Genomic DNA, 26,544 nt, shown 5'->3' with positions numbered 1-26,544 from the left:
ATATAATGGTATTTGTTCTGGATTGTTACTTGCCCCCTTTCAGAGCATCCACTTCGCAACCGCAGCTGCCGGTTGAACAACCTTTGCTGTTCTTTTTAGGGATAGCCATTTTGACGAGGGTCCATACCGCCCAGCCAACAATCAATACTACGATGATTTCTTGTACGCCCATCAGCTAAAGATTTGATAGGTTATTAAAGATACAACATATGCAAAGCCTGTCATGAATACGGCTTGGAAGATTGGCCATCTCCAACTGTTGGTTTCCTTCTTCACAATTGCGAATGTACTCATGCACTGCATCGCAAAAGCGTAGAACATCAAAAGTGACATTCCCACCGCTAAGGTGAAAAACGGTCCACCTGTGGTTTTGTTCTTCTCTGACGCCATGTACTCCATGACGGTCTTTTCATCTTCACTACCTACACTATAGATGGTAGCCATGGTTCCAACAAAGACTTCTCTCGCGGCAAATGAACTAATCAGCGCAATGCCCACTTTCCAATCATAACCCAAAGGGCGAATGCCCGGTTCGATAGCCTGACCAAGGTAACCGATGTAGGAATGTTCCAAACGGTAACTGCCTACCTTGCTTTCAAACTCTTCTGGAGATAAATCTACTTGAGCATATTCAGTACGAACGTATTGTTCGGCATCTGTAAAGTGATCATTCGGACCGTTACTGGCCATCACCCACAATACGATACTGATGGCGATGATGATTTTACCAGCATTAGTGACGAAGGCTTTGCCTTTCCCCCAAATGGTCAGCAAAACATTCTTATACAATGGAACGCGATAGGCCGGCATTTCCAAAATGAACTGAGATGTCTTTCTCGTAGGTATGAGTTTGCTCATCAACCAAGCTGAACCCAATGCCACTCCAAACCCGAGTAAGTACATAAACATTAGAACCAAACCTTGTAGGTTCACTCCAAAATACCGCTCAGATGGTATGACTAAGCCAATCAATACAGTGTAAACTGGTAGTCGAGCTGAACAGGTGGTAAAAGGAGTAACGAATATGGTGATCAATCGCTCTTTCCAACTCTCGATGTTTCGCGTAGCCATGATGGCGGGAATAGCACAGGCTGTACCACTGATCAGAGGAACCACACTCTTGCCACTTAATCCAAATCGACGCATCAATTTATCCATAAGGAATACCACACGAGCCATATAGCCCGTCTCTTCCATAAGGGTAATAAAAGTAAAGAGGATGAAGATCTGAGGAAGGAAAATGACCACTCCGGCCACTCCTGGAATAATTCCATCTGATATCAAGGATGTGAGTGCACCTGGCTCCATGGTCTCTTTTACCCAAATGCTCAATTCACTAAAAATGATATCGATCAAATTCATGGGCAATTCAGCCCAAGAGAAGATGGCCTGAAAAATGAGGAAAAGCAGAAACAAGAGGATGATCACCCCATAGACCTTGTGGGTGATGATTCGATCCAAGCGTCCGGTCCAACTTCTATCTTTCTCTGGAGAGACAGTAACTGCCTCCTTTAGGATATCATTAACAATCTTATATCGCTGAATGGTCTCTTGAATACGAAGACGTTTGGTGTCAACCTTCGTTCTCAAGTTCAACTGAAGAATTTCTTCAACTTTCAGTTTGTCGATATAATTCAGATCTTCTATTTGAGTAGCGACTAACCATGCGGCGTAATCACCATCCAAGCCCAATACTTGACGTGCACTCTCTGCATAATTGGGCGCTTTCTCTCGAACATCAAATACAGGAGCTCTAAATTCAGGAGCCAATTTGATGACCTCTTTCTTGAGAACATCAATTCCCTCTCCTTTTCGAGCATTGACTAGAACGACCTTGACACCAAAGTCACGTTCAATCTTTTCAACATCTATCTCAATTCCCTTACGGCGAACTTGATCGACCATGTTCAACACCAACAAAGTTGGCAAGCCCAAATCGAGTATTTGAGTAAAGAGGTAGAGATTTCTCTTCAGATTGGTTGCATCGGCAACCGCAACGATCGCATCTGGACGATCGGGGTTATTGGGTTCCGTCAGTGTACGGAGTACCACTTCTTCGTCAACCGACGAAGGATGCAAACTATAGGTACCGGGCAGGTCGGTGATTTCTGCAATTGATGTTTGATCGAGTTTGGAAAAACCCGATTTCTTCTCAACCGTAATACCAGGGTAGTTACTTACCTTTTGGTTTAGGCCTGTAAGTGCGTTAAAAAGTGACGACTTCCCTGTATTGGGGTTGCCGACCAACGCTACTTTCAAGGCCTTGCGACCTCCGATCATGCTACATGCTCTACAGAATCTTCCAACAGAATCAATGATGCTAGATCCCTACGGATTGCAATATGATAATCTGCCATGCGGAAGTAGATTGGTCCATTAAACGGAGCAACGTGTTTCACCTCAAGCTCAGTTCCAGGCAAGCAGCCCATCTCCAAAAGCTTTACTGGCAAGTCTTCAAGGCTGAACTCACGGATCACTCCACTCTCCCCAACTCTTAAGTCCGCTGCACTCTTAAATTTCATCCCGTTTATTTAGACTGATTTTAAAGTAATGCAAACATACTCAATATTTGGGTATTTAAACCATGACTTTTGGCAGGAATCTCGGAAAATTCTGAATCCTTTTGAAAGAAATAAAAAAGGCCGCTCCTTGCGAAGCGGCCTTTGTCTGAAAACAGTGTATTCTGTTAGAGAAGCATTGAAACAGGCTCCTCCATCATTTGCTTAAACGTCTGCAAGAATGCAGCTCCTTTCGCTCCGTCAACAACGCGGTGATCACATGATAGTGTCACTTTCATCACATTGCCTGGAACTACTTGACCATCCTTAACCACTGGCACTTGACGAATCCCACCAACGGCCATGATACAAGAATCAGGAGGATTCACAATGGCAGTGAATTCTTCAATTCCAAACATACCCAAGTTGGAAATGGTAAAGGTGTTTCCTTCCCAATCTGAAGGTTGCAGTTTTTTGTCTTTTGCCTTTTGAGCAGATTCGCGAACTTCTGCAGAGATCTGAACCAGACCTTTTGCATTGGCGTGACGAACTACTGGAACCAATAGACCTTCTTCTACAGCTACTGCGACTCCGATATTCACGTGGTCGTACTGACGAATGGAATCTCCCATCCAGCTAGAGTTAACCGCAGGGTGTTTTGTAAGTGCAACGGCCGCAGCTTTGATCACCAAGTCATTGAAAGAAACTTTAACGTCTCCTCTGTCATTGATGCGCTTGCGAGTAGCTACAGCATTGTCCATATCAATCTCAATAGTGAGGTAGAAATGTGGAGCAGTAAACTTACTCTCAGCTAGGCGACGAGCAATCGTCTTGCGCATTTGGGTAACCGGAATATCTGTATATCCTTCAGAAACTGCGAAAGAGTTAGAACTCGTAGAAGTAGAAGAAGACGAACTTGGAACAAAGCTGTCGATGTCGCGCTTTACAATTCTACCGCCTTCACCCGATCCCGAAACTTGGCTCAGAGAAATACCTTTCTCTTCTGCCATTTTCTTTGCCAATGGTGAAGCTTTCACACGAGAGTCGGATGAATCGGTAGCAACAGGAGCTGGACTCGGAGTCTCTTTTTCACCTGACTTTTCAGCTTCAGCGGGTTCCGCCTTTTCTTCTTTTGCTGATGATCCACCTTGCTCATTGAGGATGGCGTCTACATCATCTGAATCCGATCCGAGGATACAAAGAATATTGTCAACCGGAGCTGTCTCGCCTTCTTGAACGCCGATGTAGAGCAATTTCCCCTCTTGACCCGGGAATGCTTCAAAATCCATCGTTGCCTTGTCGGTTTCAATTTCCGCCAACAAGTCGCCTTCATTAACTTGATCTCCAACTTTCACATGCCACTTTGCAACCACCCCTTCTTCCATGGTGTCGCTCAAGCGAGGCATATTAATCACTACTGCCATAGGATAATTCTTTTGCCGATTGGCTTATTCGGTAATGAACGGATAATCTTCCTGAACGTAAATTCCCTCCCAAAGTTCATGTGCTTCTGGGAATGGAGATGCATCCGCGAAATCAACACATTCCTTCACGAGGTCTTTAACGCGTTGTTCGATTTCTGCAAAATCATCTTCTGTTGCCCACTTCTTCTTCTCGATGACATCTTTCACCGTGATGATTGGGTCGATTTTCTGGTACTCAGCCACCTCGTCTTTGGTACGGTAGTGCTGAGCATCACTCATAGAGTGACCTTTATATCTGTAGGTACGGATCTCCAAGAGGGTTGGTCCACCACCGCTCTTTGCACGATCGATAGCCTCTTGCATTTCCTCGTATACCACTTTTGGATCCATACCTTCTACTGGCTTACATGGCATTTCATAGCCTAAGCCCAACTTGTAGATATCCGTGTGGTTTGCTGTTCTTGCAACGGAAGTACCCATTGCATAACCATTGTTCTCAATGATGAAAATAACAGGTAGGTTCCACAACATCGCCAAGTTCATGGTCTCGTGGAAAGAACCCTGACGAACAGCACCGTCACCCATGTAACACAGCGTGACATTGTTGTCTCCTTTGTACTTGTCGGCAAACGCCAAACCTGCACCAAGTGGAATCTGACCACCTACAATACCGTGACCACCGTAGAAGTGATGTTCTTTGCTAAACATGTGCATTGAACCACCCTTACCACGTGATGTTCCGTCAACCTTACCCATCAATTCAGCCATAATCTTGCGTGGGTCAACACCCAAACCGATAGGCTGAACGTGGTTACGGTATGCCGTAATCATCTTATCTCCCTGCTCCATTGCGAGGAGGGCACCGGCCAAAACGGCCTCTTGTCCATTGTAGAGGTGTAGGAAACCACGAATCTTCTGTTGAATATACAAGGCAGCCGCCATGTCTTCAAACTTTCTCCAGAAGAGCATGTCTTCATACCACTTGAGGTATACCTCTTTTGTGAGCTTCTTCTTAGCCATGTTGTAGGATACTTTTCGAATGGCAAATCTAATACAAATAGAGTGGAACTCAGCCCAATCTGTCAGGTTCAAAAGAGAAAGGCAGAAGGTCTTTTACTGAATTAGATATCAGAACGTTACCTTCATCATCCGCCATAATCACGCGAATTGGGCCCAATTGACGGTTCTCAGATTCGACCATAACTTGCCTACACGCTCCGCAACTTGCCGCTGGAATAGCCCCATGACGAGAGGTGATTATAGCCAAGGTTTGGACTTCACTTTCAGGATAGACTGCACCTGCATGAAACAAGGCCACTCGTTCGGCACAAAGGCCAGACGGATAGGCGGCATTCTCTTGATTGCTCCCGGTTACAATTGTACCGTCAGACAACTGCACGGCTGCTCCTACCTTATAACGAGAGTAGGGAGCGTATGCACGCTCCCTACTTTCTTTTGCTTTCAATATCAAGGTACGATCTGCACTACTCAACTCACTCATGTGACCCGAGTGAAAGGTTGCAGACCATTCGTGATTCTTCATTAATTCGTCGCTGAGTTCAAGTCAACTGTCAATGTAAAACGCAAAGTATTTTCCAATGGAGATCGCACAGTTTGGTTCGCAGGGAACAAATAACTGAAGTCAAATCCAAGGGTATTGTATCGAATTCCAACACCTGCAGTGAAGTACTTACGGTTTCCTTTGTTCACGTGCTCGTATTGGTAACCCGCTCTCACCGCAAAGATGTGATCGTACCAGTATTCAACACCTAGGTTATACATGTTTTCTTGCCAGAATTCATCCCAACCATTTGGCTTTGCATTTGGGTTGAACGATTGCATAATGCCCGCAATAACGCCCACATTATCATCTTCACCTGCTACAATTTCTCCTGTGTTCTCATCGTACTCTGGAGGAGTAGGGATCAATAAACGGTTTACATCTACATACGCTGTGAATGAGTTGTACTCATCCATCTGGTATTCGTAACCCGCACCTAGACGAAGGTTGGTAGGAAGGAAGTCTTCAGCTCCACCATCGCTGTAGCTAATCTTAGCACCAACGTTGGTAATGGCAAGACCACCTAACCATCGCCCCTTCTGACCATCAGGCAAATTCATCAGGCGACCTCTGTAGTAAAGAGAAAGGTCGGTACTTACAGATTGTCCGGGGCTGTTTTGTAATCCTTGAACAACTTGTCCTTGCGTAAGGTCAGAGAAAATATATCGAAGGGCGATACCTGTAGACCAGTTATCTGACAATTTCAGTGCATAACCAAAGTCAACCGAGAACTCGTACGGATTGTACACTCCCTGTTCGGTACCATTTTCATCTCTAAACGTGATATTTCCCAACGAGAAATAACGAAGGGATGCTCCGATGGCCTGCTTGTCGTCGAGTCCCATTGCGAAGCTCACATAAGACAGGTCGATGTCTGGAACCAGTTTATTCAGCCACGGCGTATAGCTCAATGACAAATCTACTTTTCCATCACCGATGAAGGCTAGTTTGGAGGTGTTCCAGAACATGGCATTTGCATCCACTTCTGTTGCCGCTCCAACGTTGGCCATACCACCCTGACGAGCATCTGGTCCAATTGCAAGTACTGGAACTGCAGATGAAACGACATTCGGATCTCCAAAAGCTGACGTCTGAGCGTGTGCACTAACTCCAGCTCCAAGTATTAAAATGCCTGATAATAGGCTGCTAATCTTCATGTGTAATTCTAGATTGAGGATACAAATATAGGTGGTTAAGTTGGAAGACTATCGAAGGTACACCAATCGTTCACTTAGCTGCGCTTCACTTCCGTCTGCCTTGGAACGAACAACTAACCTAAAAACGTATACACCGGATGAAACTTTTGCTCCGGATCCCGTTGTAGCGTCCCATGTCATATCCAAGGTTCTGTTTCCCTCTGGGTTTAAAGTTTTCTGTTGCGAATGAACAATTCTACCACTCATATCCATGATATGCAACTCTACATCCAATTCTTCTCCTTGACGGTTGTGCTCAAAACTGAAAGTAGTCTGATCTGTAAAAGGATTCGGGTAGTTGAATAATTCTCCAATAACGAGGTTATCTCGATCCGCAACCACAAAGTTTACGGTGGCCTCACTCACATTATTCATCACATCCCAAACGCGAACCATCAAGGTATGTCTGCCATTGCTCAAGTTAAAGAACGGATAATTCACAACTCCAGAAATGTAGGTGTCTACATCTGCTTCGTAGTAAGCATTTAGCTTAAAGGTATTGCTTTCATCTCCGTCTAGAACACCTACTATATCATGACCTAGTCCATTTCCAACTACATTAATTCCCGAAGAATCCGTCAGCAATGCAAGTCCGATAGGATTTTCATCTGTTGTCCCTCCAGAAATGAAGTTGGTATCGTTCATGAAGAGTCGGATACGAGGCCCCTCTGTATCGACAAATGGAGCATTTCCTAAGCCTCCAACTACGATATTCTTGTCGGCACCCATGGCATCCGTTACATCATTCTCTGCATAGAATGATATTTTGGCATTTCCATAGGCAAAATTGATATCGCGAGGTACAATAAATTCGGTGGACCAAAGTCCATTTTCCACCGTAACAAGACCTTTGTAAATGATATTCTCTTGCTGAGAAAAAGGAACAATAACACCTACTCCGTCATTGCGCTTTGTTTCTCGCTCCACCGGTTTATCAAATACAGTAAGTGACAATTCCCCGTTGAAATCAGAATAAAAAGCCCCAGAGCTTCGGTTGATTCGTCCGCTGAGAGTTACCAATTCACGAGCTTTTATCGTGTCGAGTGCCGTGTTGACATCCACGCCATTCAAACTGTCCAATACCACTTGGTGAATAGGTATGTTCAATCGAATCGCTGGATCGCCGATCAAACTGAACCGAACCCTATCTCCATCAGTTACACTATTCTTCGCGTTGAGCACCACTTCCCCCAAGGTTGGGTATCCATTTTGCCCCTCCTCAAACAGTTGTTCTGACACGGCTCTGTTCAATGCAATGGCCCCCGGAACAAACACCACGCGAGTGGTTGAAATCAAAGCGATGGCTCCTCCGCCTCTCTTCAAGTAAAGTTGCTCACCTGCCGAGGTTCTAAACGGATCGTCCAAACGAGTGAATTCGCATGTGATGGTTATGAATAGCGGCAACTTCAAACCATTGGACCAATTATCGATATCTGCTAGCTGTAGTAATCGTTCAGAAGACCACCCCACTTCTCCTCCGTGCCCCGTGTAGGAAGTCACTAAATTTCCGCGCTGTACGGAACGGTAAAGCGCATCGCGTGCTTCAGGATAAGATTGACTACCCGAAGAACTCGTTTGGGTATAACTGTCGGAATAAATCTTCTCAATATTGAAAGCTGGATAGGTAGTATCTACAATGGAAGCCACGTATTCGGGTTCTTGTGTAAGTACCGTTTCCCATGCTTCATCCGCATCATCCGACACAAATGCCAAACGATTTCTCCAATCACCAAAAGATTCTGGAGCGGTTTTATAATCGATGATCTTCGATACGGCAACTTCTGCTTCTGCTTTGGATTTGACAGGCATTCTTCCAATCATCACATCCAAATTTTCCACGCTCACGTTCACCCCATCATTATCTCCCACACAAACAAAATAATCGTCGGTCATAAAGGATGAATACAGCGAGTTTGAATTGACAGACTCATAAATAGGAACGAAATTTTGCTTATTCGGAACGCGATCCTTGTAATCGTAGGAAGCATCGCCCATCAATAACACGTAATCCAGAGGATCTGCATTTCTCTTGTAAAGCATGCGAATGAAATCGCGGATAGCAGTGATGTCTTGAGCGCCACATGAGAACTCATTGTACACTTGCTGAGGAGTCACAACCACAGTGGTAAGTCCATCATATTGAACGTGGAAATCAGCTAAGCGAACGGCTTCGTCGTAGAACTCAGGATGTGAAATGATCACCATATCCACATCGTCTATACCGTGTAAGTCTTGATTGGCAACCTTTTCCATTTTGCCTGGAGACATAGCATCACCCGGACGATATACGGCAAAGGTTCGAAGTGAATCACCATGTGAGCGCCATTCTCCATTAACACCTCTTGCTGGCATGAACGGACGAATTGGATTGGTAACATCCCAAACCCATGCGGAGTTATCGCTCAATGTATATTGAACCACACTAGCGGTAGCTATGGATTGCAAGTCGCGAGCGATGAATCCTCCCGTCGAATATATCCAACTTCTTCGAGCTTGAACAGAGATATAATCGAGATAAGCAGAAGAGGACGTACTCTGCCCTCTATTGTAATTTACGGTTAGGTCAATGTTCGTATTCGGACTTGAAAACTTCACTTGGGAAGCCGCCGTTGTAAATTCGATGGAAGAAAAAATAGGGGAAAACGTACTCACTAATTGAGTCGTTCCATTCTCCACATATTCCAAACGTGTACCCGAAACGGGTGAACTTGCTGCTCCTCGCGCTAAAAGCGTGACATCTTCAGTAAGAACGCGATTGGGAAACGAAAAGTTGAATGTTCGGCTAAGATTGAAGTCAAACACTTCGCCGTACCACTCTCTCCCCGTTCCGGTGATGTTACGCTCATCCAATTCGTGGAACTGAAGCTCATCAAAACCTGTAGAAGTAGTCGTTGCCGCTCCACCTGTCCAAGGTTGAGTTTCAACGCGAATACCCGTCACTTGTGAGTTTACCGTAGCATACACATACGACCTCTCCGAATATTCATTGTAATCGTGCTGAAGGCGATCATTGCTAACGTTGTAATCAATACTATGTGGGCCTTCTGCGTAGAAGTAAACCATATCATTCGCATCCAGTACATTATCCCCACCATCTTCGATATGGATCGCTATTTGCGCCAAGTCATCGTATCGAAAATCAGAAATTCGCTGAGGGAGTTTACCACCTGGATTGTGATAGAGCTGCAATGCGCTGGTTGGTTCACCCACAATTGACAATCCACCTGAAGACAAATCTGAAACTTTTACACGATGGAGACCTGATTCCGCAATGGGCATTCGAACCCATGAACCATTTGCCAATACGGAATGCGCTGCCCAGTTGTTGGTTTTGAAAGAATAAGTCTCTTCGGGTTCTGTGATCGCCACGAGATCGAAAGAAACCAACTTCTCCACGCGTCCAGATTGAGGATTGATGCGGAATGGAATAAATCTGTAATTGATGGTCGCACTTTCAGGATCGTAGGACTGCGTGATTTCAGAATTCTCTATCGATGAAATCCACCCCGGTTGAAAAGCTTTCAATTCTTCCGAAGTCAATTCACTGTAAACTGGAAAAAGAAGCTCCAAATGCGACTTAGAAGCAACAGGCAAAGAATAAGAACCCGAAACGTTGGGCATAGGTGAACCGTTGTAGGATGCACCTTCAAATGTCAAATACACGACAGGTTCTTCGCCGCCAATATACTCCGACACTTGCCATTCTAGTTTGTGTTTCTGTCCTATTGCGAAGAAGGACAAAACGAAGGCTAACAGCGTTAGTATAGGTTTCATTGAGTGAGCTTTAGGTGACCTGATAACGCACTCAACCATGGATTCGTATGTATTGTTTTGACTCAAATGTTAAATGTTAAGACGACATATTTACGATTTAGTCGCCGTTACAATTTGTAAATTTAGGATATTGCAGCACGAAAGTAACCTTCTTATACATACGATATACGTCGGAAGACCTTTCAACGTTGCTTATTTAGGAGCACTTCTAATTGTTGTCCGAAAATCCCGACAGTTGAGAAGTGCTGTTAAATTTGTTGTATAATTGTGTTTCGAAAACTCGCGGCTCAATGAACCGAACATCGGCTCGAATATTATTCTTCGCACTCCTGACCAGCGTATTTGCATACGGGCAGGATCCGCATTTCAGTCAGTTCTATGCAAATAGTCTGTACTTGAACCCTGCATTTGCAGGTGTGGATCGTTGTCCTAAACTGTCGTTGAATTACAGGAATCAGTATCCTACTCTAGGTGTTTATGAAACTTTCTCTGGATCGTACGATCAGTACGTGAACGGGCTTAACGGGGGACTAGGTGTTCTCGTTATGCGTGATGAGGCTGCTCAAGGGGCGCTCACACTTACCGAAGCGAGTGTAGTTTATTCGTACCACCTTTCTTTGAGTAGAAAATTCCAATTGTTGGCTGGTTTCCAAGCTACCTTTAGACAAAGAGGTTTGGATTTCAACGCACTGACCTTCCCTGATCAGATTGATCAGTTCTATGGTTTTGTTCGTCCAACGAATGAACTTCCACCTGATCAACCGACTACTTCACATGTAGACATTAGCGTTGGTTTGATTGGATATGGTAAAGGGTACTACTTCGGTGCTGCCGTTCATCACCTCACAGAACCGAACGAGGCATTTTACACCGACAGTAAACTTCCGAGAAAATACACCTTACATGGTGGTGCATCCATTCCTGTTGGGCACAAAAGACTACACAACAGTACGCAGAGTTATTTGATTCCAAACTTGGTGATTCAGCAGCAAGGGAACATTGGTCAAGTAACTATGGGCGTGTCATTTAACCGCTCATTCATCACAGGTGGATTGGCCTATCGCAACAGTAACACCAACCCTGATGCAATCGTAGCGATTATCGGTTTCACACCTCCTGATTGGCCATTCAAATTCGGTTACAGTTACGACTTTACTGTATCGGATTTTGGTGGAGCTTCAAATGGTGCACACGAAATCTCCCTTTCTTATCGTTTTGATTGTCGTAGAAGACCAAGTCGTGCGGAAGCATTGAAGTGTCCTACATTCTAAAAAAGCAGAGAAACACCGAGCATATGAAACTAGCAAAAATGCAAAACTATGTGCCTATTGCAGCTCTCGCTGCCCTGATGGCATCTTGTGGATCTGAAACTTCAAACACCACTGGAATGGCATACAACGACACCGACAACGGTGGATTTGATGTCAATCTGGATTACGACGGTCAGCAAACAGGGCCAGGTCTTGTCTTCGTTGAAGGCGGTACTTTCGTAATGGGTCAGGTTGAAGAAGATTTCATCAAAGACTGGAACAACGTTCCTCGTCGAGTTACTGTTTCTTCTTTCTACATTGATGAAAACGAGGTAACTAACGTAGACTACCGCGAGTACCTTTATTGGCTACACCGCGTTTACGATCAAGATTACTTCCCTGAGATTTATCGTTCAGCATTGCCTGATACGCTTGTTTGGCGCGATCCTTTGGCGTACAATGAAATGTACGTGGAGAATTACTTGCGTCACCCTGCTTATAACTTCTATCCAGTTGTCGGTGTTAACTGGATTCAAGCTACTCGCTATTGCTCATGGCGTACAGACCGTGTTAACGAACAGATTTTGATCGATGAGGGTATCCTCAACGAAGCCAATGATCAATTGGATGGTGATCACTTCAACACAGAAGTTTACCTCTATCGTCCAGGTAGCCGTTTCACTGCTCAAGACAAAAAAGGACTTCCTGATCTTTCTCCTAACAGCGCGAACGGTGACGCAGGTCGTCCAGCTCGTATCGAAGACGGTATTCTTCTTCCGAAGTACCGCCTACCAACAGAAGCTGAGTGGGAATACGCAGCATACGCTAATGTTGGCGCTCGTGTATACGACCGTTCAACTGACGAGAACAAGTACACTTGGAACGGATCTAGCATGCGTAACCCAAGCGACGATGAGCGTGGTGACATGCTTGCCAACTACAAGCGCGGTCGTGGTGACATGATGGGTCGCGGTGGTTGGTTGAATGACCAAGCTGACATCACTATGCAAGTTCGCTTCTACCCACCTAACGACTTCGGTCTTTACGATATGGCGGGTAACGTTTCAGAATGGGTGATGGATGTCTACCGTCCAATGACCTCTACAGAAGTAACTGACCACAGATCTTTCCGTGGTAACGAATACGAAACATTCGACAAGAACTACCAAGACCTTGGTATGCTTGAGCCACTTATGGAAATCCAGTGGGAAACAGATGAGAACGGTGATAGCGTAATCGCTCGTCTTCCAGGTCAGCTTCCTACACGTGCGGTTTCTCAAGAAGAAAACCTCGACCGTCGCAACTACCAGTACAGCGATTACCGCAACTACTTGGACGGTGATGTTCAGTCTTCAATCTACTACGACGAAGCACCACCTGAAGGTGAAGCTCCAATGTACGACTACTCAGAAACTACTTTGGTAGGTAACACTACTCGAGTATACAAGGGTGGTAGCTGGAAAGACCGTGCATACTGGTTGAGCCCAGGTACACGACGCTTCCTTGAAGAAGATCAAGCTACGGATGACATCGGTTTCCGCTGTGCAATGGATCGCGTAGGTTTCCAAAACCAAGATCCAGATCGCGAAAAGCGCCACACTCCGCCTAGCCGTCACAACTTCCGTCGTTACCGTATGTGATTGAGAAGTGAATAAAATATCAGAAAGGTCGTCCGTTGGGCGGCCTTTTTTTATTGCCAATACTTTTACTTTGCGATATGCTTGAAGAACTCTACCAAACGTATCTAACGTGCTCGGGTGTAAGCACAGATACTCGTGCAATTGAACGCGGAAACATCTATTTCGCTCTGAAAGGACCTTCCTTTAATGGAAACCTATTTGCCTCTCAAGCCATAGAAGCTGGAGCCATTGCCGTGGTAGTAGATGAAGATGTGGAGGTACCAGAAAGTGCACTCGTCTTTCAAACTATTGATGTACTCACCACGCTTCAAGATTTAGCGAGACATCATCGAACCCAATGTTCAAATACGACATTTATTGGATTGACGGGTAGCAACGGAAAGACCACCGCGAAAGAGCTCATGAAATCCGTTCTATCCACCTCCTTTAGAACTCATGCTACTTTTGGTAATTTAAACAACCACATCGGCGTTCCCCTTACCCTGCTTCGCATGCCTGTGGATACCGAAGTGGCCATCATTGAAATGGGCGCCAACCACCGTGGTGAAATAGAACTACTGAGTGGGATTTCACTTCCCAACTACGGCTATATCACAAATTTCGGCAAGGCCCACCTTGAAGGTTTTGGAGGCATTGAAGGCGTAATTAAAGGAAAGAGTGAACTCTATGCTCGAATGAAAGAGATCAACGGCACTTGCATCGTGAATGGCATGGATGAACTTCAACTCGTGCAGAGCAGTGAGTGTAACCGTATTGTGTATGGCTCGAAACAAAGCGAGTACCCCATGGAGTATAGCGAGGTGAACTACCCAGCACAGGTGAGATTCAACGGCAATGACTACCGCTCACAACTTACGGGAAGCTTCCATACTGCGAACATTGGTGCAGCGATTGCCATCGGTAAAATACTAGGCGTGAGCGAAGCTAACATTGCTTTGGGGATTCATTCTTATGCGCCTGAAAACAATCGCTCACAATGGACGAAAACCAACACTAATCGAGTAATGCTAGATGCCTACAATGCCAATCCCTCTAGCATGTTGGCCAGCTTGAAGAGTTTTATTGACGAGGCGGCAACTCCTCGCATTGTCATTATTGGCGATATGTTTGAACTTGGAGAGGCTTCTGCTGAAGAACATCAACTCATTGTTGACTATCTGAAACAAAAAGAGGGAACCAATGCGATACTTGTAGGCGAACACTTCTCTGCTACGGATCACGAATCAATGCTGTCTTTCACCACAACCGAAAGGTGTGAGAATTACCTGAAAGAGAACCCTATTACCAATAGCTCTATACTATTAAAGGGTTCCAGAGGCATGCACCTCGAAACCCTTTATCCGTATTTGTAGAACGTCGTTTGGCGCTTACATTCTATATCTCAAGCCAAATGTCAAACCCGCACCATAAGGAGTTTCTGTAGGGCGATTGGCCTTTTCAATCATAGGTGTAGTAAAGTAGCGGAATTGAGCACTGGCGATTACCGACCAATGATCAGTTAAATGAAATGCACCTCCCACTTGAATAGCCACAGACCACATGTCAGAATTGGCCTGTTCCGTCAAATCTTCATTCAAATTTTCTCCAGAAATTGAGGTGCTTTCCTGATAAGTTACAAGCTTATTGTAAGCGATAGGAATCCAAATCTCCAAAGAGTACACATCGTTCATCGGTGTTGAAAAACCTATACGCAGTGGGAAGGTGTTATACACCCCATTCACCTTCAAATTAACCGAAGAAGTATCCCCGTTGTAATAGTACTTATACTTCTCTAGGGTATAGTTGATGGTTGTTTGTCCGGCACCTACACCAAGGCGAAGACTACTATTGATATTGAAATTCACATAACCTCCCCAATTGTAACCAAAACCTCCTGAGGCTGGAAAGTTGTCCTTATCATAGTTGCTATTCGCGTCTGCATTATTCAGAGCAAACAACCGACGATGTGTGTACAACGGGTCGAAGTGAATCCCGAAACTTGCATAGTGCTTCTCGATATCAGAATCGGTGTAATAGACCTTGTCTGGCTGAGCCATACCGACCCAACTTGAAAGAATCATGCAACCCAGAAGTAAGAGATGTGTGAGATGTTTCATAAATCAAATATAAGACTTAGCCGCTTCGAAAGCAGCTTGAATTCCTCCGGCATCTTTCCCTCCTGCAGTTGCGAAGAATGGAGCTCCACCGCCTCCCCCTTTCACATGCTTGGCAATTTCACGAACGATAGAACCCGCATTGAGTCCTTTATCTTTCACCAATGCATCAGAAATCAAGAGGTGAAGTTGAACTTTCCCATCTCCTTCTGTAGCGAGTAACATGAACAAGTCGTTGTTCTTAGCCTTGAGTTGGAATGCCATGTCTTTGATAGCTCCAGCGTCCAAGTCTACCTTTTGAGCGATAAAACGAACTCCGTTTACCACCTCAGCGGCCTTCAATAAATCTTCCTTGAGGTTTCCAGCCATCTCTTTCTGAGCTGCCTCTAAAGCCTTCTTCAAGTCGGAATTTTCTGCCTTCATCGACTTTACAGCAGCCAATGGATCGGATGCCTTAAGCTCTGCTTGAATGGCGTGAAGCTTGTCAATCTGATCGCGAAGCCACTGATCGGCTGCCTCTGAAGTAAGAGCTTCAATTCTGCGTACACCAGCTGCAACCGCTCCTTCTGAAACGATCTTGAAGAAACCTATTTGACCCGTAGCACTGACGTGTGTTCCGCCGCATAGCTCAATGCTTGATCCGAATTTGATAGCGCGAACTGTATCGCCATACTTCTCGCCAAATAGAGCCATAGCTCCCATGTCCTTCGCATCTTCCATGGCAATATTGCGGAATTCTTCCAATGGTAGGTTCTGTCGAATCTTGCCGTTCACCAAATCTTCTACTTGGCGAATTTCACTTTCTGATACTTTTTGGAAGTGAGAAAAGTCAAAGCGAAGATGCTCTTCGTTCACCAAGCTTCCCTTTTGTTCCACATGCGTCCCCAAGACCTCACGCAGCGCTTCGTGCAAGAGATGAGTCGCACTGTGATTATTAGCCGTGAGTCTGCGCAAGTCGGACTCCACCTCAGCCTTAAGTGCCGATTCAATTCGTTCAGGCAATTCATCTACATAGTGCAGAATCATACCCGTTTCCTTCTTCGTATCCCAAACGCGAATCTTTTCATCGCCGGCAGAAAGCCAGCCCTTATCGCCTACTTGTCCGCCACCCTCAGGATAGAAAGGTGTGTGGTCCAACACTACTTGATAGAAATTCTTCTTCGTTGTGCGAACCTCTCTATATTTTGCCACATGAACTGTAGAATCTAATCGATCATACCCGATAAATTCTTCACGTGCATCTTTTCGAATTTCAACCCAATCATCGGTTGACATCTTTGTTGCCGCTCTTGATCTGGATTTCTGCTTTGCCATCTCCTCATCAAAACCAGCCTGATCCAAATCCATTTCTTTCTCGCGAAGAATGAGACTGGTAAGATCCACAGGAAATCCAAAGGTGTCGTATAGTTCAAAGGCCTTCGCGCCATCAACCACCTTTCCTTGGGTTTGCGAAATGATATCATCTAGACGCTTCAATCCTTGCTCCAACGTGCGAAGGAAAGCCGATTCCTCTTCTTGAATCACACTTTCAACCAATGTTCTCTGACTTCTGATTTCAGGGAAGAATTCTCCCATTTCACGGTCGAGAACATCCACCAATTTGAACATAAACGGCTCGTTCATATCCAATACGCTATAGGCGTATCTCGTCGCACGGCGCAAAATTCTACGGATAACATAACCTGCACCGTTGTTTGAAGGCAATTGACCGTCTGCTATTGCGAAGGCAATAGCTCGAATGTGATCGGCTATTACGCGCATGGCCACCAAGCTCTTGTGGTCACGTGTTTTCACCACACCTGAATGTTTCTCAATTTCCGAGATGATCGGTGTAAACACATCCGTATCGTAATTGGAACGTACGCCTTGAATAACCATACACAGGCGTTCAAAACCCATTCCTGTATCTACGTGTTGTGCTGGAAGTCGCTCTAGTGATCCATCAGCTTTGCGATTGAACTCCATGAATACGAGATTCCAAATCTCAACCACCTCTGGGTGATCCATATTCACAAGTGACTTTCCATCTACCTTATCGCGGTCTTCTTGTGGACGCAAATCAAAGTGGATTTCCGAAGAAGGCCCACATGGACCTTGGTCACCCATCTCCCAGAAGTTGTCTTTCTTGTTTCCGTTCAAGATTCGATCTTCCGAAACCCACTTCAACCAGTATTTGCGAGCATCATCATCCGAAGCGAGACCTTCGCCTTCATCTCCCTCAAATACGGTAATGTAAATGCGGTCCTTATCGAGTTTGAAAACATCCGTCAGTAACTCCCATGCCCAAGCAATGGCGTCTTCTTTGAAGTAATCGCCAAAACTCCAGTTGCCCAACATCTCAAACATGGTGTGATGATAGGTATCATGACCTACCTCTTCCAAGTCGTTGTGCTTTCCCGAAACACGCAAACACTTCTGTGAATCTGCCACACGAGGGGCAATGGCCTCTGCATTACCCAGAAAGGCGTCTTTGAATTGATTCATCCCGGCATTGGTAAATAGCAAGGTTGGATCATTCTTGATGACAATAGGTGCAGAAGGCACAATAGTGTGAGCTTTGGACTTAAAATAGTCCATGTAAGCCTGGCGAATCTCTTTAGCAGTCAACATTCTAACTTTGAATGGGTTGAGCAATTATCCAATATCACAGGTTGAAAAATAGAGATGATCACCTCTATTACATTCATTACAAGTGATGTAATATGCAGCAAAAATAGGAAAAGACAAGCCGATGACGAAGGTTGAAACCCACAAGGATTTGAGTTCTTCAAACAAAACCAAAAGAAGGAGAAAGATGAAATCTCTCCTCTTGATCTTCTCCATCACACTAAACCTTATTCTAGGTTCGTTAATCGCCATAAATTCAACCACCACCGCATTCCAAAAAACCCTGTATCAGCAAGAGATAGAACGAATGCATCAACAAATCTATGAGCTTAATTCTCGACTCATTAAGGTGAATGAATTATTAATAGCCAACAGCGAGAATGACACTTTATATCAACTCATTTTCGACGAGGCGATCGAGTAGATATAGGTAACGGACTACAAGATTCCCTGGCCCCGTCTCAAAAAAGTTAACTTTGCAATGCATACCTCCGTCTTGAATTGACATCGATGCATATAAACTCAGAAAAGCAATATGGCGAAAGTCAAATATTACTATGATCCAAGAACGCTGTCTTATCGAAAGATAGAGCGCACGTGGAAAGACAAACTGAGAAATACCGGTGTATTCCTAGCTTCTGCTTTTTTGTTTGGCGTTCTCTTGTTTTTTGCTGCGGATAACATCATTGATTCCCCGAAAGAAAAACGCCTAAAGCGCGACCTCAGCAATATGGAATTGCAATATGAGGATTTGAACAGAAGGATGGAGGAACTCGCTGATGTGTTGGATGATATTGAATACCGAGACGACAACATTTATCGCGTGGTATTTGAAGCTGAACCGGTTCCGAAAGAGGTTCGCAATTCGGGTTTTGGCGGTGCGAATAGATACGAGGCTTTGGAAGGATATAGTCACAGCGACTTACTCATTCAAACCACCGCAGAGCTCGATCAACTCACCAAGCGCTTAGTGGTACAGAGTAGATCATTTGACGAAGTGATGGAATTGGCTAGAGACAAGGAATCTCTTCTCGCGGCTATTCCAGCAATCCAGCCTGTGTCCAATCAAGATTTGAGAAGAATTGCCTCGGGTTTTGGTTATCGCATCCACCCCATATACAAGGTTCGTAAGCTGCACACCGGACTCGACTTTTCAGCTCCAACAGGCACGCCGATTTACGCAACTGGCGACGGCAAGGTAACTGTCGCGAGAACGCGTAACGGCTCCGGCTATGGCCGATATGTTCAAATTGATCACGGCTTTGGATACGAAACACTTTATGGTCACATGAACCGAGTAGTGGTTCGAAGAGGTCAGGAAGTAAAACGCGGTGACATTATTGGATATGTTGGAAACTCGGGCCGATCTACCGCTCCTCACTTGCATTATGAAGTAATTCGAAACGGGAGCAAAATCAATCCGATCAACTTCTTCTATAACGATTTGTCGCCAGAAGAATACGATGAATTGATTGAGATCAGCTCACGCAGTAATCAGTCATTCGACTAATTACCGCACTCTCAAATTTTGTCCAATTCGAATAATGGAGTTTCTCGAAATTCCATTTAGTCGACAAATGGAAGAAACCGAAGTATGGTATCTTCTAGCCAAGGCGGATAAGGTTTCACCTGAGCGAACTCGGTGATATCTACGAGCGCGCATTTCCTTCTTGTAGGAGAACACATCACTAGTAATGTCCATCTCTTTCGAAATCAATTCACCTGTTTCAAAATTGATGACCTCTTCAGGATTGATCGCATTACCAAGATATCTCACCTCAAAATGTAGATGTGGTCCCGTAGACCTTCCTGTAGATCCACCCAAACCAATGGCCTGACCTGAGCGAACGTATTGATTAGTATCTACTAGAAACTTGGACAAGTGGGCGTAGTAAGTTTCTACTCCATTGTAATGACGAATCACAACGAGATTGCCATAGCCCCCGCGGTTGTATTGTGCATATCTGATCTTACCGTCAAATGCCGCATAAATTGTGTCCCCTGTACTTAACTTCAAGTCAACACCATAGTGGTAGCGCGACCCTCTCCAACCAAACTTGCTTCGCAACTGTCCATTCATAGGCAATTGAAAACTTCCATGGCGACGATCTACCCAGTTTAGGTGAATGGTATCTTCTGAAAGTGAGAGGTCAATCGAATCGACGTGGCACTCGTGATTGTCCCACTCCCATTGAAAAACAGAAAGTTCTTCTAGGAAATAATCAAACGAAGGAGTGAGCGGCTCTTCTTCCAGTGTAGCGGGAGCCAGCTCCGCAAATTCGCGATATTGCGAAAAGCCCGTCAACGAAAGAGCGAGGCTTAATAGTGTTAGTGTCTTTTTCAAGTGCTTCCCGATTGGTCTGTTGATTGCAAATATCGCAAAAAGATGATTGAGTCGTTTTTGGCCTTCGCCAACGAAAAGTTAATTTCGCTGGGTTCTATTCCTTCAACTTACACACGTTCAAGAAATAGCGTAACTCATTACATTCCAGCATGAAAGATTGGTTAAATCACAAGAGTTTTTGGGCGCTACTGGCAGCAGTGTTCTTCCTTCCATTTTTAGGTGGTGTCCACTTGTTCGACTGGGATGAGATCAATTTTGCCGAGCTAGCGCGTGAAATGGTCGTTTCTGGAGATTGGCTAAAGATGCAAATCAACTATGCCGAATTTACTGAAAAACCGCCCCTTTTCTTTTGGTTACAAGCGAGTTCTATGGAACTCTTTGGAATAGGTGATTACGCCGCACGCTTCCCAAACGCCTTGCTCGGCATCCTGGTGCTTCCCGCTCTATACCGGTTGGGTTCATTTTTGGTGGATCAGAAATTCGGGATACTTTGGGCGCTTTCGTGGTTCGGCAGCACACTCCCCTTCCTCTATTTCAAAAGTGGAATTATTGATCCGTACTTCAACTTCTTCATCTTCACGGGACTTTTATTCTTGATTCTCGCTTCATGGGTGGGAAAAGAAGATGGAGTACAATTCAGACTCTCCAAAACAGCCATGCTATGGATAGGAGGTGCAGCAATCGGACTCGGCATACTCACCAAAGGACCTGTTGCCTACCTCCTTGTATTCCTCACTACGGCCGTTTACATCTTAGTTAAACGGGGAAAAATGCCCGTTAAGCTGATTCAATTCATCGGCTTTTCTGCGGTTGCACTCCTAACGTTTGCTCTGTGGTTTGCCGTTGATTTTCTCTTTAGGGGTCCCGATTTCCTCATTGAATTCACCATTCGTCAGTGGGAACTTCTAACAACCGGGGATGCGGGACACAGCGGTTTCATCGGCTATCACTTTGTGGTGTTGTTCTTCGGTTGTTTCCCTGCCAGTATTTTCGCCATTCAATCTCTCCGCAAGGCCGCTGATCTTCCTGGTCATCTACGCGATTTCCAACTCTGGATGATCATCCTATTTTGGGTCGTGTTGATTCTGTTCAGTCTGGTTGGAACCAAGATCATTCACTACAGCTCTATGGCTTATTACCCGATCACTTTCCTATCGGCAGTGAGTATCTGGCGCGTCGTTCGTGAAAAGCGCTCCTATGCCAAGTGGTGGAACATTGGGTTGGGGTTAGTTGGCCTTATCATGGTGGCTGTGAGTTTGGCTTTGCCTTACCTCGGCATGCATCCCGACAAACTCATTCCGCTACTTTCTGCCGATCCTTTTGCACAAGCCAACATGAATGCGGAGGTGAATTGGAGTGCCATCGACTATTTGCCGGGGTTGATAGCCATGGCTGTGTTGGCGGGATACTTTGTTTACAGAAAGAAAAACTTCAACGCCTCTATAAAGATCCTTTTCTTCGGGAATGGGGTTTGGGTTTTCGCGGCGCTAATCTTCTTTGTAGCCAAAGTGGAAAGCATTTCTCAACGCGCTAACGTCTCATTCTTTGAAGGCTGTGTGGGAGAGGAAGTATACGTCACCACCTACGGGTACAAATCCTACGTACCTTGGTATTATGGCCGCATTCAACCGCATCAAAACGAAATGGCAACAGATGGAAAATGGCTGCTCTATGGAGAAACCGATCGTCCCGTGCGGATTTCAGTAAAAATCAACAAGGTTGAAGAGTTTGAAAGACGGGTTCCAGACGCCGTACTTCTCTATGAAAAGAATGGGTTCTACTTCTTCGAACGCCCAGCGTTGAGTAAGTAAGAAGGCTTCACCAATCCCCATTTAGCCAAGCGGTATTGCATGCTCACCTTCAGCACGCCCAATCCGTAGATAGAACTGCGCTTGAGGTTGATGCTACTGGCCTCTTCAAAGTATTTAGTTGGACAAGTAATTTCTCCAATTTCAAAACCTTTGTAGAAGATTTGAGCCAACATTTGATTATCGAAAACGAAGTCATCTGAATTCACATTGTAATCTACAGACTCAAGCACTTCTCTAGAGAAAGCGCGATAACCCGTGTGGTACTCCGATAATTTCTGACTCATCAAGATATTCTGGAAAAGCGTCAGCAAGCGGTTCGCTACATACTTGTACCACGGCATACCTCCTTTGAGCGCTCCTTTTCCTAAAATTCGAGAGCCGAGAACAACAGGATACAAATCATTCGCGATAATGTGACACATGCTCTGAATCAGCATTGGAGTGTACTGGTAATCGGGATGGAGCATAACGACAATATCGCCACCAATCTCCAAAGCCTTGTTGTAGCAAGACTTCTGATTTCCGCCATATCCCTTGTTCTGCTCGTGAGAGATAATGTGCTTAATGCCAAGCCTCTTCCCCACTTCCACGGTGTCATCCGAACTCTTGTCATCAACCAACACTACATCGTCTACAATGTCGAATGGAATCTCATTGTAGGTTTTCTCCAAAGTCTTCCCGGCATTATAAGCTGGAAGTACAATTACCACTTTTTTGTCGCGAATCATGCCGCAAAAATATACTTTCAGTCGCAAGGATGAAGTCAAAATGTCATTCTAATCTCTGACATTTCCATTATTTTCGATTATCCAAAGCGCGAAAGCCACGTCAGCTCTTTGATACGGGATGATTCTACCTTAACTTCGATTCATGCACTTAAAATTACCTGAACTCACCAAACGCTACTACACCATTGGAGAAGTAGCCGATATTTTTGGAGTGAACGCTTCCCTGCTCAGATACTGGGAAAAGGAGTTCCCAAAACTTCAACCTAAGAAGAACACTAAGGGAAATAGATCTTACACACCAAAGGACATCGAGCAGATTCATTTGCTCTATCACCTGGTGAAAGAAAGAGGCTTCACCATAGAAGGCGCACGCAAGAAACTACGGGAGAACCGTGACGATGTGGCACAAGAAGCCGAAGTGGTAGGCCGTTTGATGACGATACGTGAGAAACTAGTCAAACTAAAACATCAGCTGTAAATCATGGCAAAGAAATTATTCCTCATTCTAGTGGTGGTATTTGCTGGCTTAGGCATCATTGCAGTATTCACCTATTTCAATACCTATAACTCGTTGGTTACACTCGACGAAAAGGTAGATGCTCAATGGGGAAATGTACAGAGTGCCTACCAGCGTAGAGCCGATCTCATTCCCAACTTAGTTGCCACCGTTCAAGGTGCTGCTGATTTCGAGAAGAGCACCATTACAGATGTGATTCAAGCTCGTTCAAATGCCACTTCCATCAATTTGAACGCGGATCAACTCACACCCGCTAATATCCAACGCTTTCAAGCCGCTCAAGAACAACTTTCGGGCGCATTATCCCGACTTCTGGTTACCGTTGAAAAATATCCAGAGTTAAAGGCGACCTCCAACTTTTCTCAATTACAAACTCAATTGGAAGGCACTGAGAATCGGATTAAAATTGAGCGCGACAAATTCAACAACACCGTTCAATCTTATAACGCCAAAGCGAGAAGATTCCCAGGTTACATTGTAGCTGGAATGAGTGGAATGGAAACTCGCACTGGATATTTTGAAGCAAACCAAGGCGCAGAGAACGCACCTCAAGTGCAGTTTTAATGGGTAAAGAAAAGGAAAAACGATTTTTCTTTAGCGAGGAAGAGGAACGCCAAATTATGGAGTCCATTCAGCGTGCTGAAAAGGCAACATCGGGAGAAATTCGCGTACGCCTTGAACACATCTCGGGTGGGGACCCCTATAAACGTGCTGTTGAGGTTTTTGAAAAACTTGGAATGACAGCCACGGAACAACGAAATGGCATTCTCTTCTATCTCGCTACCGACGAGCACCAATTCACACTCATTGGCGACAAAGGAATTCACGAAAAAGTGAGTGATTCCTTTTGGATCAGTGTAAAAGACGAAGTCATCTCAGAATTCAAAAAGGGAAACTTTGCAGCAGGCCTATGCAATGGCATTGATCATTGTGGGAAAGCACTAGCTGAGCATTTCCCGTATCGCTCCGACGATGTAAATGAATTATCTGACGAAATATCAAAAGGCGATCTATGAGAAAGATTCTCTTCATCGCGATCAGTGCCATCCTGAGTTTTACGGCTGTTAGTCAAGATTTCCCAACCCGACCCGATCTGAGAGAAGGGTTAGTCATTGATCGAGTTGGAATTCTTTCTGCCACTCAAAAAGAAGCACTCAATCAAAAACTTCTCGCCTACGAGGACACCACATCTACTCAAATCCTTATTTACATTTCAAAACCTGTAAATGACGATGTCAACCTCTATGCGGCTGAACTAGCTGAACAATGGGGAGTAGGACAAGGTGGATCAGACAATGGATGTATCATCTTCATGACCATGGAATCGAGAACTTCCACTCGAAACCGTCATATATCCATACAGAACGGATATGGTCTTGAACCCTACATGACTGATGCTACCACAAAGTCGATCATCGACAACCGCATCATTCCTTACTTTAAAAATGGTGAGTACTACAATGGACTACAAAGTGGAACCAATGCCATCTTTGAAGTTCTCGCTGGAACCTTCCAAGGATCTGGAACAAAGGCTCCAAAAGATGGAAATCCATTCGCCATTCTGATCATCCTTGGCTTATTCATTCTCGTTTTCATCATCCGAAACAAAGGTGGCGGAGGACGTGGAGGCGGTAGATATCGAGGTGGCTACTGGATTGGCGGCTTTGGAGGCGGTTACTCTGGCGGAGGAAACTTTGGAGGTAGGGGAGGTTTTGGCGGCTTCGGCGGAGGTGGATTTGGAGGTGGCGGAGCCTCTGGTAGTTGGTAAAGGATCTCAAAATTTACGGGATCTAATGTTGACTTCCCCCTCAATTAGCGCGTAGTATCACAGCACACCGCACATTCGCAAAAGACAGAATATGCTGACGAGCCTCAATGAGTTTGGAATCATATAAAAGTGCATCTTTGTTAGGTAATCATTTACGACACACGATTATGAAATTGAACACAATCCTCAGAGCCACCCTTTTATCACTGGTTGTTTTTACAACTGCATGTTCCCCATTCAAACAAACGGCAAGCAGAATGCAGCCTGCTGAAGGGAACCGCACGGAATATGTTTTGTCTATTGAAAAAGACGCTCAGGATTACTTGGAAATCATTGACGTTCGATTGATGAATTCTGAAACTAAAGCCTCAGAGAGTGCCACCTTTAAAGTGACCGACGGTTCTAATCAAACCCTTCTAAACCTCAAAGGGTATGAAACCTTCACCATTATTGCTGCTACTTCTAACAGCGACTTAAATCCAGATTGCGCCATCATCACCTACAAAGATGAAATGGATGGCGATCAGAAAAGCAAAAAGATCAAGCCTCTTTTAGCTCCAGCAGAAGAAGAAAGCGAAGAATAACACGCTTCTAACCGAATTGAACGCGCCTTGAGCCATGCTTGAGGCGCGTTTTTTTTGCCCCAAGCATCGGATAATAAGCTCCAGGAACCAGATATCAGATTTCAAGTTGTGCATACTCCTTCCCTTTTGGCACACCCTTTGTTTTGTCCCTGCGCAAACAGAAACTAACAACTATGAAACGCACACTTTTAATTTCACTTTTCGCTCTCGCCGGACTTGTAGCATCTGCTCAAACCAATGAAACTAAAAACGCTCGGGTACATGCATTTGTGGGAAGCTTGAATGGTATTGAATGGGGAAATGAATACGGATACTTCGGTGGTGGTTTTGGCTTATCGGCTGGAATGGGAAAACATTGGGCACTCAACACCGAATTTGGCTTCTACGGAAGAGACATCAAAAACGGTTCTGGATATATTGATAGAAATGTATTCGACATGAGAGGAAGTGTGGACTTCTACTTCAGCCGAGCATTCAGAGGATTCTACGTAGGAGCTTTTATGGGATACACCAATGTAAAGTCCACCGTATATGAAGGAGCTAACCCTATCGCCAGTCCAAATTCATTTGTTCCCATGGGCTTTCAGCTTGGATTCTCTGCGCCAATAACCAATCGACTAGACCTCAATCTTAAAACCGCTGTAGGTTCTCAACCAGGAGGACCAGGGGCACTCACTTTCAATGCTGGAATCGGATACAGATTCTAGTCCTCCACCAAACCATTCTTTCAGACAGGCTCTGTCGGACCG

At 44.9% G+C, this 26,544-nt stretch carries 24 protein-coding genes; 12 read left to right on the top strand and 12 right to left on the bottom strand.

Translation table 11 applies throughout. The annotated features are described in order from the left end of the window. Positions 1–25: 25 nt before the first annotated feature. From F8C82_RS00860 to porU, 8 genes are all read right to left on the bottom strand, one after another. Entirely contained in the window at positions 26–172 is a 147-nt protein-coding gene (locus tag F8C82_RS00860) for a FeoB-associated Cys-rich membrane protein (protein WP_151691552.1), read from the bottom strand. Then, the gene (gene feoB, locus F8C82_RS00855) at positions 172–2,280 is read right to left on the bottom strand and encodes a ferrous iron transport protein B (protein ID WP_151691551.1); all 2,109 of its coding nucleotides are present in this window, start codon (positions 2,278–2,280) and stop codon (positions 172–174) included. The genes F8C82_RS00860 and feoB overlap by 1 nt, the downstream gene beginning before the upstream one ends. Continuing rightward, positions 2,277–2,522 (bottom strand): FeoA family protein, encoded by a 246-nt coding sequence (locus tag F8C82_RS00850; RefSeq protein WP_151691550.1) that lies wholly within the window; start codon positions 2,520–2,522, stop codon positions 2,277–2,279. Before F8C82_RS00850 ends, feoB begins: the two co-directional genes overlap by 4 nt. Before the next feature lie 164 nt (positions 2,523–2,686). After that, on the bottom strand, positions 2,687–3,922 hold the full coding sequence (locus tag F8C82_RS00845; protein ID WP_151691549.1) for a pyruvate dehydrogenase complex dihydrolipoamide acetyltransferase: 1,236 nt from the start codon (positions 3,920–3,922) through the stop codon (positions 2,687–2,689). 24 nt (positions 3,923–3,946) lie between these two features. After that, on the bottom strand, positions 3,947–4,942 hold the full coding sequence (gene pdhA / locus F8C82_RS00840; protein WP_151691548.1) for a pyruvate dehydrogenase (acetyl-transferring) E1 component subunit alpha: 996 nt from the start codon (positions 4,940–4,942) through the stop codon (positions 3,947–3,949). A gap of 49 nt (positions 4,943–4,991) precedes the next feature. Beyond that, entirely contained in the window at positions 4,992–5,465 is a 474-nt protein-coding gene (gene cdd / locus F8C82_RS00835; RefSeq protein WP_151691547.1) for a cytidine deaminase, read from the bottom strand. Further along, a complete protein-coding gene (gene porV / locus F8C82_RS00830) occupies positions 5,465–6,640 on the bottom strand; it encodes a type IX secretion system outer membrane channel protein PorV (protein ID WP_151691546.1) in 1,176 nt (391 codons plus the stop codon). Before porV ends, cdd begins: the two co-directional genes overlap by 1 nt. A gap of 48 nt (positions 6,641–6,688) precedes the next feature. Next, positions 6,689–10,453 (bottom strand): type IX secretion system sortase PorU, encoded by a 3,765-nt coding sequence (porU, locus tag F8C82_RS00825; RefSeq protein WP_170266104.1) that lies wholly within the window; start codon positions 10,451–10,453, stop codon positions 6,689–6,691. 290 nt (positions 10,454–10,743) lie between these two features. Between porU and F8C82_RS00820 the strand changes: the two genes are divergently transcribed. The 3 genes from F8C82_RS00820 (at position 10,744) to F8C82_RS00810 (ending at position 14,695) form a co-directional block, all read left to right on the top strand. Continuing rightward, positions 10,744–11,724 (top strand): PorP/SprF family type IX secretion system membrane protein, encoded by a 981-nt coding sequence (locus tag F8C82_RS00820; protein WP_151691544.1) that lies wholly within the window; start codon positions 10,744–10,746, stop codon positions 11,722–11,724. A gap of 23 nt (positions 11,725–11,747) precedes the next feature. Next, on the top strand, positions 11,748–13,343 hold the full coding sequence (locus tag F8C82_RS00815) for an SUMF1/EgtB/PvdO family nonheme iron enzyme (protein ID WP_151691543.1): 1,596 nt from the start codon (positions 11,748–11,750) through the stop codon (positions 13,341–13,343). 77 nt (positions 13,344–13,420) lie between these two features. Continuing rightward, positions 13,421–14,695, top strand: coding sequence for a UDP-N-acetylmuramoyl-tripeptide--D-alanyl-D-alanine ligase (locus F8C82_RS00810; protein WP_151691542.1), 1,275 nt, complete (start codon positions 13,421–13,423; stop codon positions 14,693–14,695). Between the two features lie 15 nt (positions 14,696–14,710). Here F8C82_RS00810 and F8C82_RS00805 read toward each other — a convergent pair whose 3' ends face one another. Next, a complete protein-coding gene (locus F8C82_RS00805) occupies positions 14,711–15,439 on the bottom strand; it encodes an outer membrane beta-barrel protein (protein WP_151691541.1) in 729 nt (242 codons plus the stop codon). A 3-nt stretch (positions 15,440–15,442) separates the two neighbouring features. Continuing rightward, on the bottom strand, positions 15,443–18,043 hold the full coding sequence (gene alaS / locus F8C82_RS00800; protein ID WP_151692893.1) for an alanine--tRNA ligase: 2,601 nt from the start codon (positions 18,041–18,043) through the stop codon (positions 15,443–15,445). Positions 18,044–18,230: 187 nt separating this feature from the next. Between alaS and F8C82_RS00795 the strand changes: the two genes are divergently transcribed. Then, positions 18,231–18,467, top strand: a complete 237-nt coding sequence (locus F8C82_RS00795) for a hypothetical protein (protein ID WP_151691540.1) — start codon at positions 18,231–18,233, stop codon at positions 18,465–18,467. A gap of 111 nt (positions 18,468–18,578) precedes the next feature. Next, positions 18,579–19,553: a M23 family metallopeptidase gene (locus tag F8C82_RS00790; protein ID WP_151691539.1), complete on the top strand. Its 975-nt coding sequence runs from the start codon at positions 18,579–18,581 to the stop codon at positions 19,551–19,553. Here the strand turns inward: F8C82_RS00790 and F8C82_RS14965 are convergent, their stop codons facing one another. After that, entirely contained in the window at positions 19,554–20,387 is an 834-nt protein-coding gene (locus F8C82_RS14965) for a M23 family metallopeptidase (RefSeq protein WP_151691538.1), read from the bottom strand. A gap of 149 nt (positions 20,388–20,536) precedes the next feature. On the opposite strand from F8C82_RS14965, the gene F8C82_RS00780 reads away from it, so the two are divergent. Next, the gene (locus tag F8C82_RS00780) at positions 20,537–22,198 is read left to right on the top strand and encodes an ArnT family glycosyltransferase (protein ID WP_151691537.1); all 1,662 of its coding nucleotides are present in this window, start codon (positions 20,537–20,539) and stop codon (positions 22,196–22,198) included. Here the strand turns inward: F8C82_RS00780 and F8C82_RS00775 are convergent. Next, positions 22,165–22,926, bottom strand: coding sequence for a glycosyltransferase family 2 protein (locus F8C82_RS00775; protein ID WP_151691536.1), 762 nt, complete (start codon positions 22,924–22,926; stop codon positions 22,165–22,167). The two genes, F8C82_RS00780 and F8C82_RS00775, sit on opposite strands and share 34 nt — an antisense overlap. 142 nt (positions 22,927–23,068) lie before the next feature. On the opposite strand from F8C82_RS00775, the gene F8C82_RS00770 reads away from it, so the two are divergent. The 6 genes from F8C82_RS00770 (at position 23,069) to F8C82_RS00745 (ending at position 26,502) form a co-directional block, all read left to right on the top strand. Further along, positions 23,069–23,404 carry a MerR family transcriptional regulator gene (locus tag F8C82_RS00770; RefSeq protein WP_151691535.1) on the top strand — a complete coding sequence of 112 codons (336 nt, stop codon included), beginning with the start codon at positions 23,069–23,071 and terminating at the stop codon, positions 23,402–23,404. A gap of 3 nt (positions 23,405–23,407) precedes the next feature. Then, on the top strand, positions 23,408–24,007 hold the full coding sequence (locus tag F8C82_RS00765) for a LemA family protein (protein ID WP_151691534.1): 600 nt from the start codon (positions 23,408–23,410) through the stop codon (positions 24,005–24,007). Then, complete coding sequence (locus F8C82_RS00760; RefSeq protein ID WP_151691533.1) at positions 24,007–24,459, top strand: TPM domain-containing protein; 453 nt, start codon at positions 24,007–24,009, stop codon at positions 24,457–24,459. Before F8C82_RS00765 ends, F8C82_RS00760 begins: the two co-directional genes overlap by 1 nt. Beyond that, positions 24,456–25,211, top strand: a complete 756-nt coding sequence (locus F8C82_RS00755) for a TPM domain-containing protein (RefSeq protein WP_151691532.1) — start codon at positions 24,456–24,458, stop codon at positions 25,209–25,211. The genes F8C82_RS00760 and F8C82_RS00755 overlap by 4 nt, the downstream gene beginning before the upstream one ends. 167 nt (positions 25,212–25,378) lie before the next feature. Then, positions 25,379–25,795 (top strand): hypothetical protein, encoded by a 417-nt coding sequence (locus tag F8C82_RS00750; RefSeq protein ID WP_151691531.1) that lies wholly within the window; start codon positions 25,379–25,381, stop codon positions 25,793–25,795. 173 nt (positions 25,796–25,968) lie between these two features. Then, a complete protein-coding gene (locus F8C82_RS00745) occupies positions 25,969–26,502 on the top strand; it encodes a DUF3575 domain-containing protein (RefSeq protein WP_151691530.1) in 534 nt (177 codons plus the stop codon). Positions 26,503–26,544 lie beyond the last annotated feature (42 nt).

This window comes from Phaeocystidibacter marisrubri (genome assembly GCF_008933165.1).
Taxonomy (GTDB): Bacteria; Bacteroidota; Bacteroidia; order Flavobacteriales; family Schleiferiaceae; genus Phaeocystidibacter; species Phaeocystidibacter marisrubri.
This window is presented reverse-complemented; position numbering and strand designations above follow the sequence as displayed.

Excerpts from the sequence above, each read along its gene's own strand:
- F8C82_RS00860 (WP_151691552.1), bottom strand. The coding sequence starts at position 172 with ATGGGCGTACAAGAAATCATCGTAGTATTGATTGTTGGCTGGGCGGTA.
- feoB (WP_151691551.1), bottom strand. The coding sequence starts at position 2,280 with ATGATCGGAGGTCGCAAGGCCTTGAAAGTAGCGTTGGTCGGCAACCCC.
- F8C82_RS00850 (WP_151691550.1), bottom strand. The coding sequence starts at position 2,522 with ATGAAATTTAAGAGTGCAGCGGACTTAAGAGTTGGGGAGAGTGGAGTG.
- F8C82_RS00845 (WP_151691549.1), bottom strand. The coding sequence starts at position 3,922 with ATGGCAGTAGTGATTAATATGCCTCGCTTGAGCGACACCATGGAAGAA.
- pdhA (WP_151691548.1), bottom strand. The coding sequence starts at position 4,942 with ATGGCTAAGAAGAAGCTCACAAAAGAGGTATACCTCAAGTGGTATGAA.
- cdd (WP_151691547.1), bottom strand. The coding sequence starts at position 5,465 with ATGAAGAATCACGAATGGTCTGCAACCTTTCACTCGGGTCACATGAGT.
- porV (WP_151691546.1), bottom strand. The coding sequence starts at position 6,640 with ATGAAGATTAGCAGCCTATTATCAGGCATTTTAATACTTGGAGCTGGA.
- porU (WP_170266104.1), bottom strand. The coding sequence starts at position 10,453 with ATGAAACCTATACTAACGCTGTTAGCCTTCGTTTTGTCCTTCTTCGCA.
- F8C82_RS00820 (WP_151691544.1), top strand. The coding sequence starts at position 10,744 with ATGAACCGAACATCGGCTCGAATATTATTCTTCGCACTCCTGACCAGC.
- F8C82_RS00815 (WP_151691543.1), top strand. The coding sequence starts at position 11,748 with ATGAAACTAGCAAAAATGCAAAACTATGTGCCTATTGCAGCTCTCGCT.
- F8C82_RS00810 (WP_151691542.1), top strand. The coding sequence starts at position 13,421 with ATGCTTGAAGAACTCTACCAAACGTATCTAACGTGCTCGGGTGTAAGC.
- F8C82_RS00805 (WP_151691541.1), bottom strand. The coding sequence starts at position 15,439 with ATGAAACATCTCACACATCTCTTACTTCTGGGTTGCATGATTCTTTCA.
- F8C82_RS00795 (WP_151691540.1), top strand. The coding sequence starts at position 18,231 with ATGAAATCTCTCCTCTTGATCTTCTCCATCACACTAAACCTTATTCTA.
- F8C82_RS00790 (WP_151691539.1), top strand. The coding sequence starts at position 18,579 with ATGGCGAAAGTCAAATATTACTATGATCCAAGAACGCTGTCTTATCGA.
- F8C82_RS00780 (WP_151691537.1), top strand. The coding sequence starts at position 20,537 with ATGAAAGATTGGTTAAATCACAAGAGTTTTTGGGCGCTACTGGCAGCA.
- F8C82_RS00775 (WP_151691536.1), bottom strand. The coding sequence starts at position 22,926 with ATGATTCGCGACAAAAAAGTGGTAATTGTACTTCCAGCTTATAATGCC.
- F8C82_RS00770 (WP_151691535.1), top strand. The coding sequence starts at position 23,069 with ATGCACTTAAAATTACCTGAACTCACCAAACGCTACTACACCATTGGA.
- F8C82_RS00765 (WP_151691534.1), top strand. The coding sequence starts at position 23,408 with ATGGCAAAGAAATTATTCCTCATTCTAGTGGTGGTATTTGCTGGCTTA.
- F8C82_RS00760 (WP_151691533.1), top strand. The coding sequence starts at position 24,007 with ATGGGTAAAGAAAAGGAAAAACGATTTTTCTTTAGCGAGGAAGAGGAA.
- F8C82_RS00755 (WP_151691532.1), top strand. The coding sequence starts at position 24,456 with ATGAGAAAGATTCTCTTCATCGCGATCAGTGCCATCCTGAGTTTTACG.
- F8C82_RS00750 (WP_151691531.1), top strand. The coding sequence starts at position 25,379 with ATGAAATTGAACACAATCCTCAGAGCCACCCTTTTATCACTGGTTGTT.
- F8C82_RS00745 (WP_151691530.1), top strand. The coding sequence starts at position 25,969 with ATGAAACGCACACTTTTAATTTCACTTTTCGCTCTCGCCGGACTTGTA.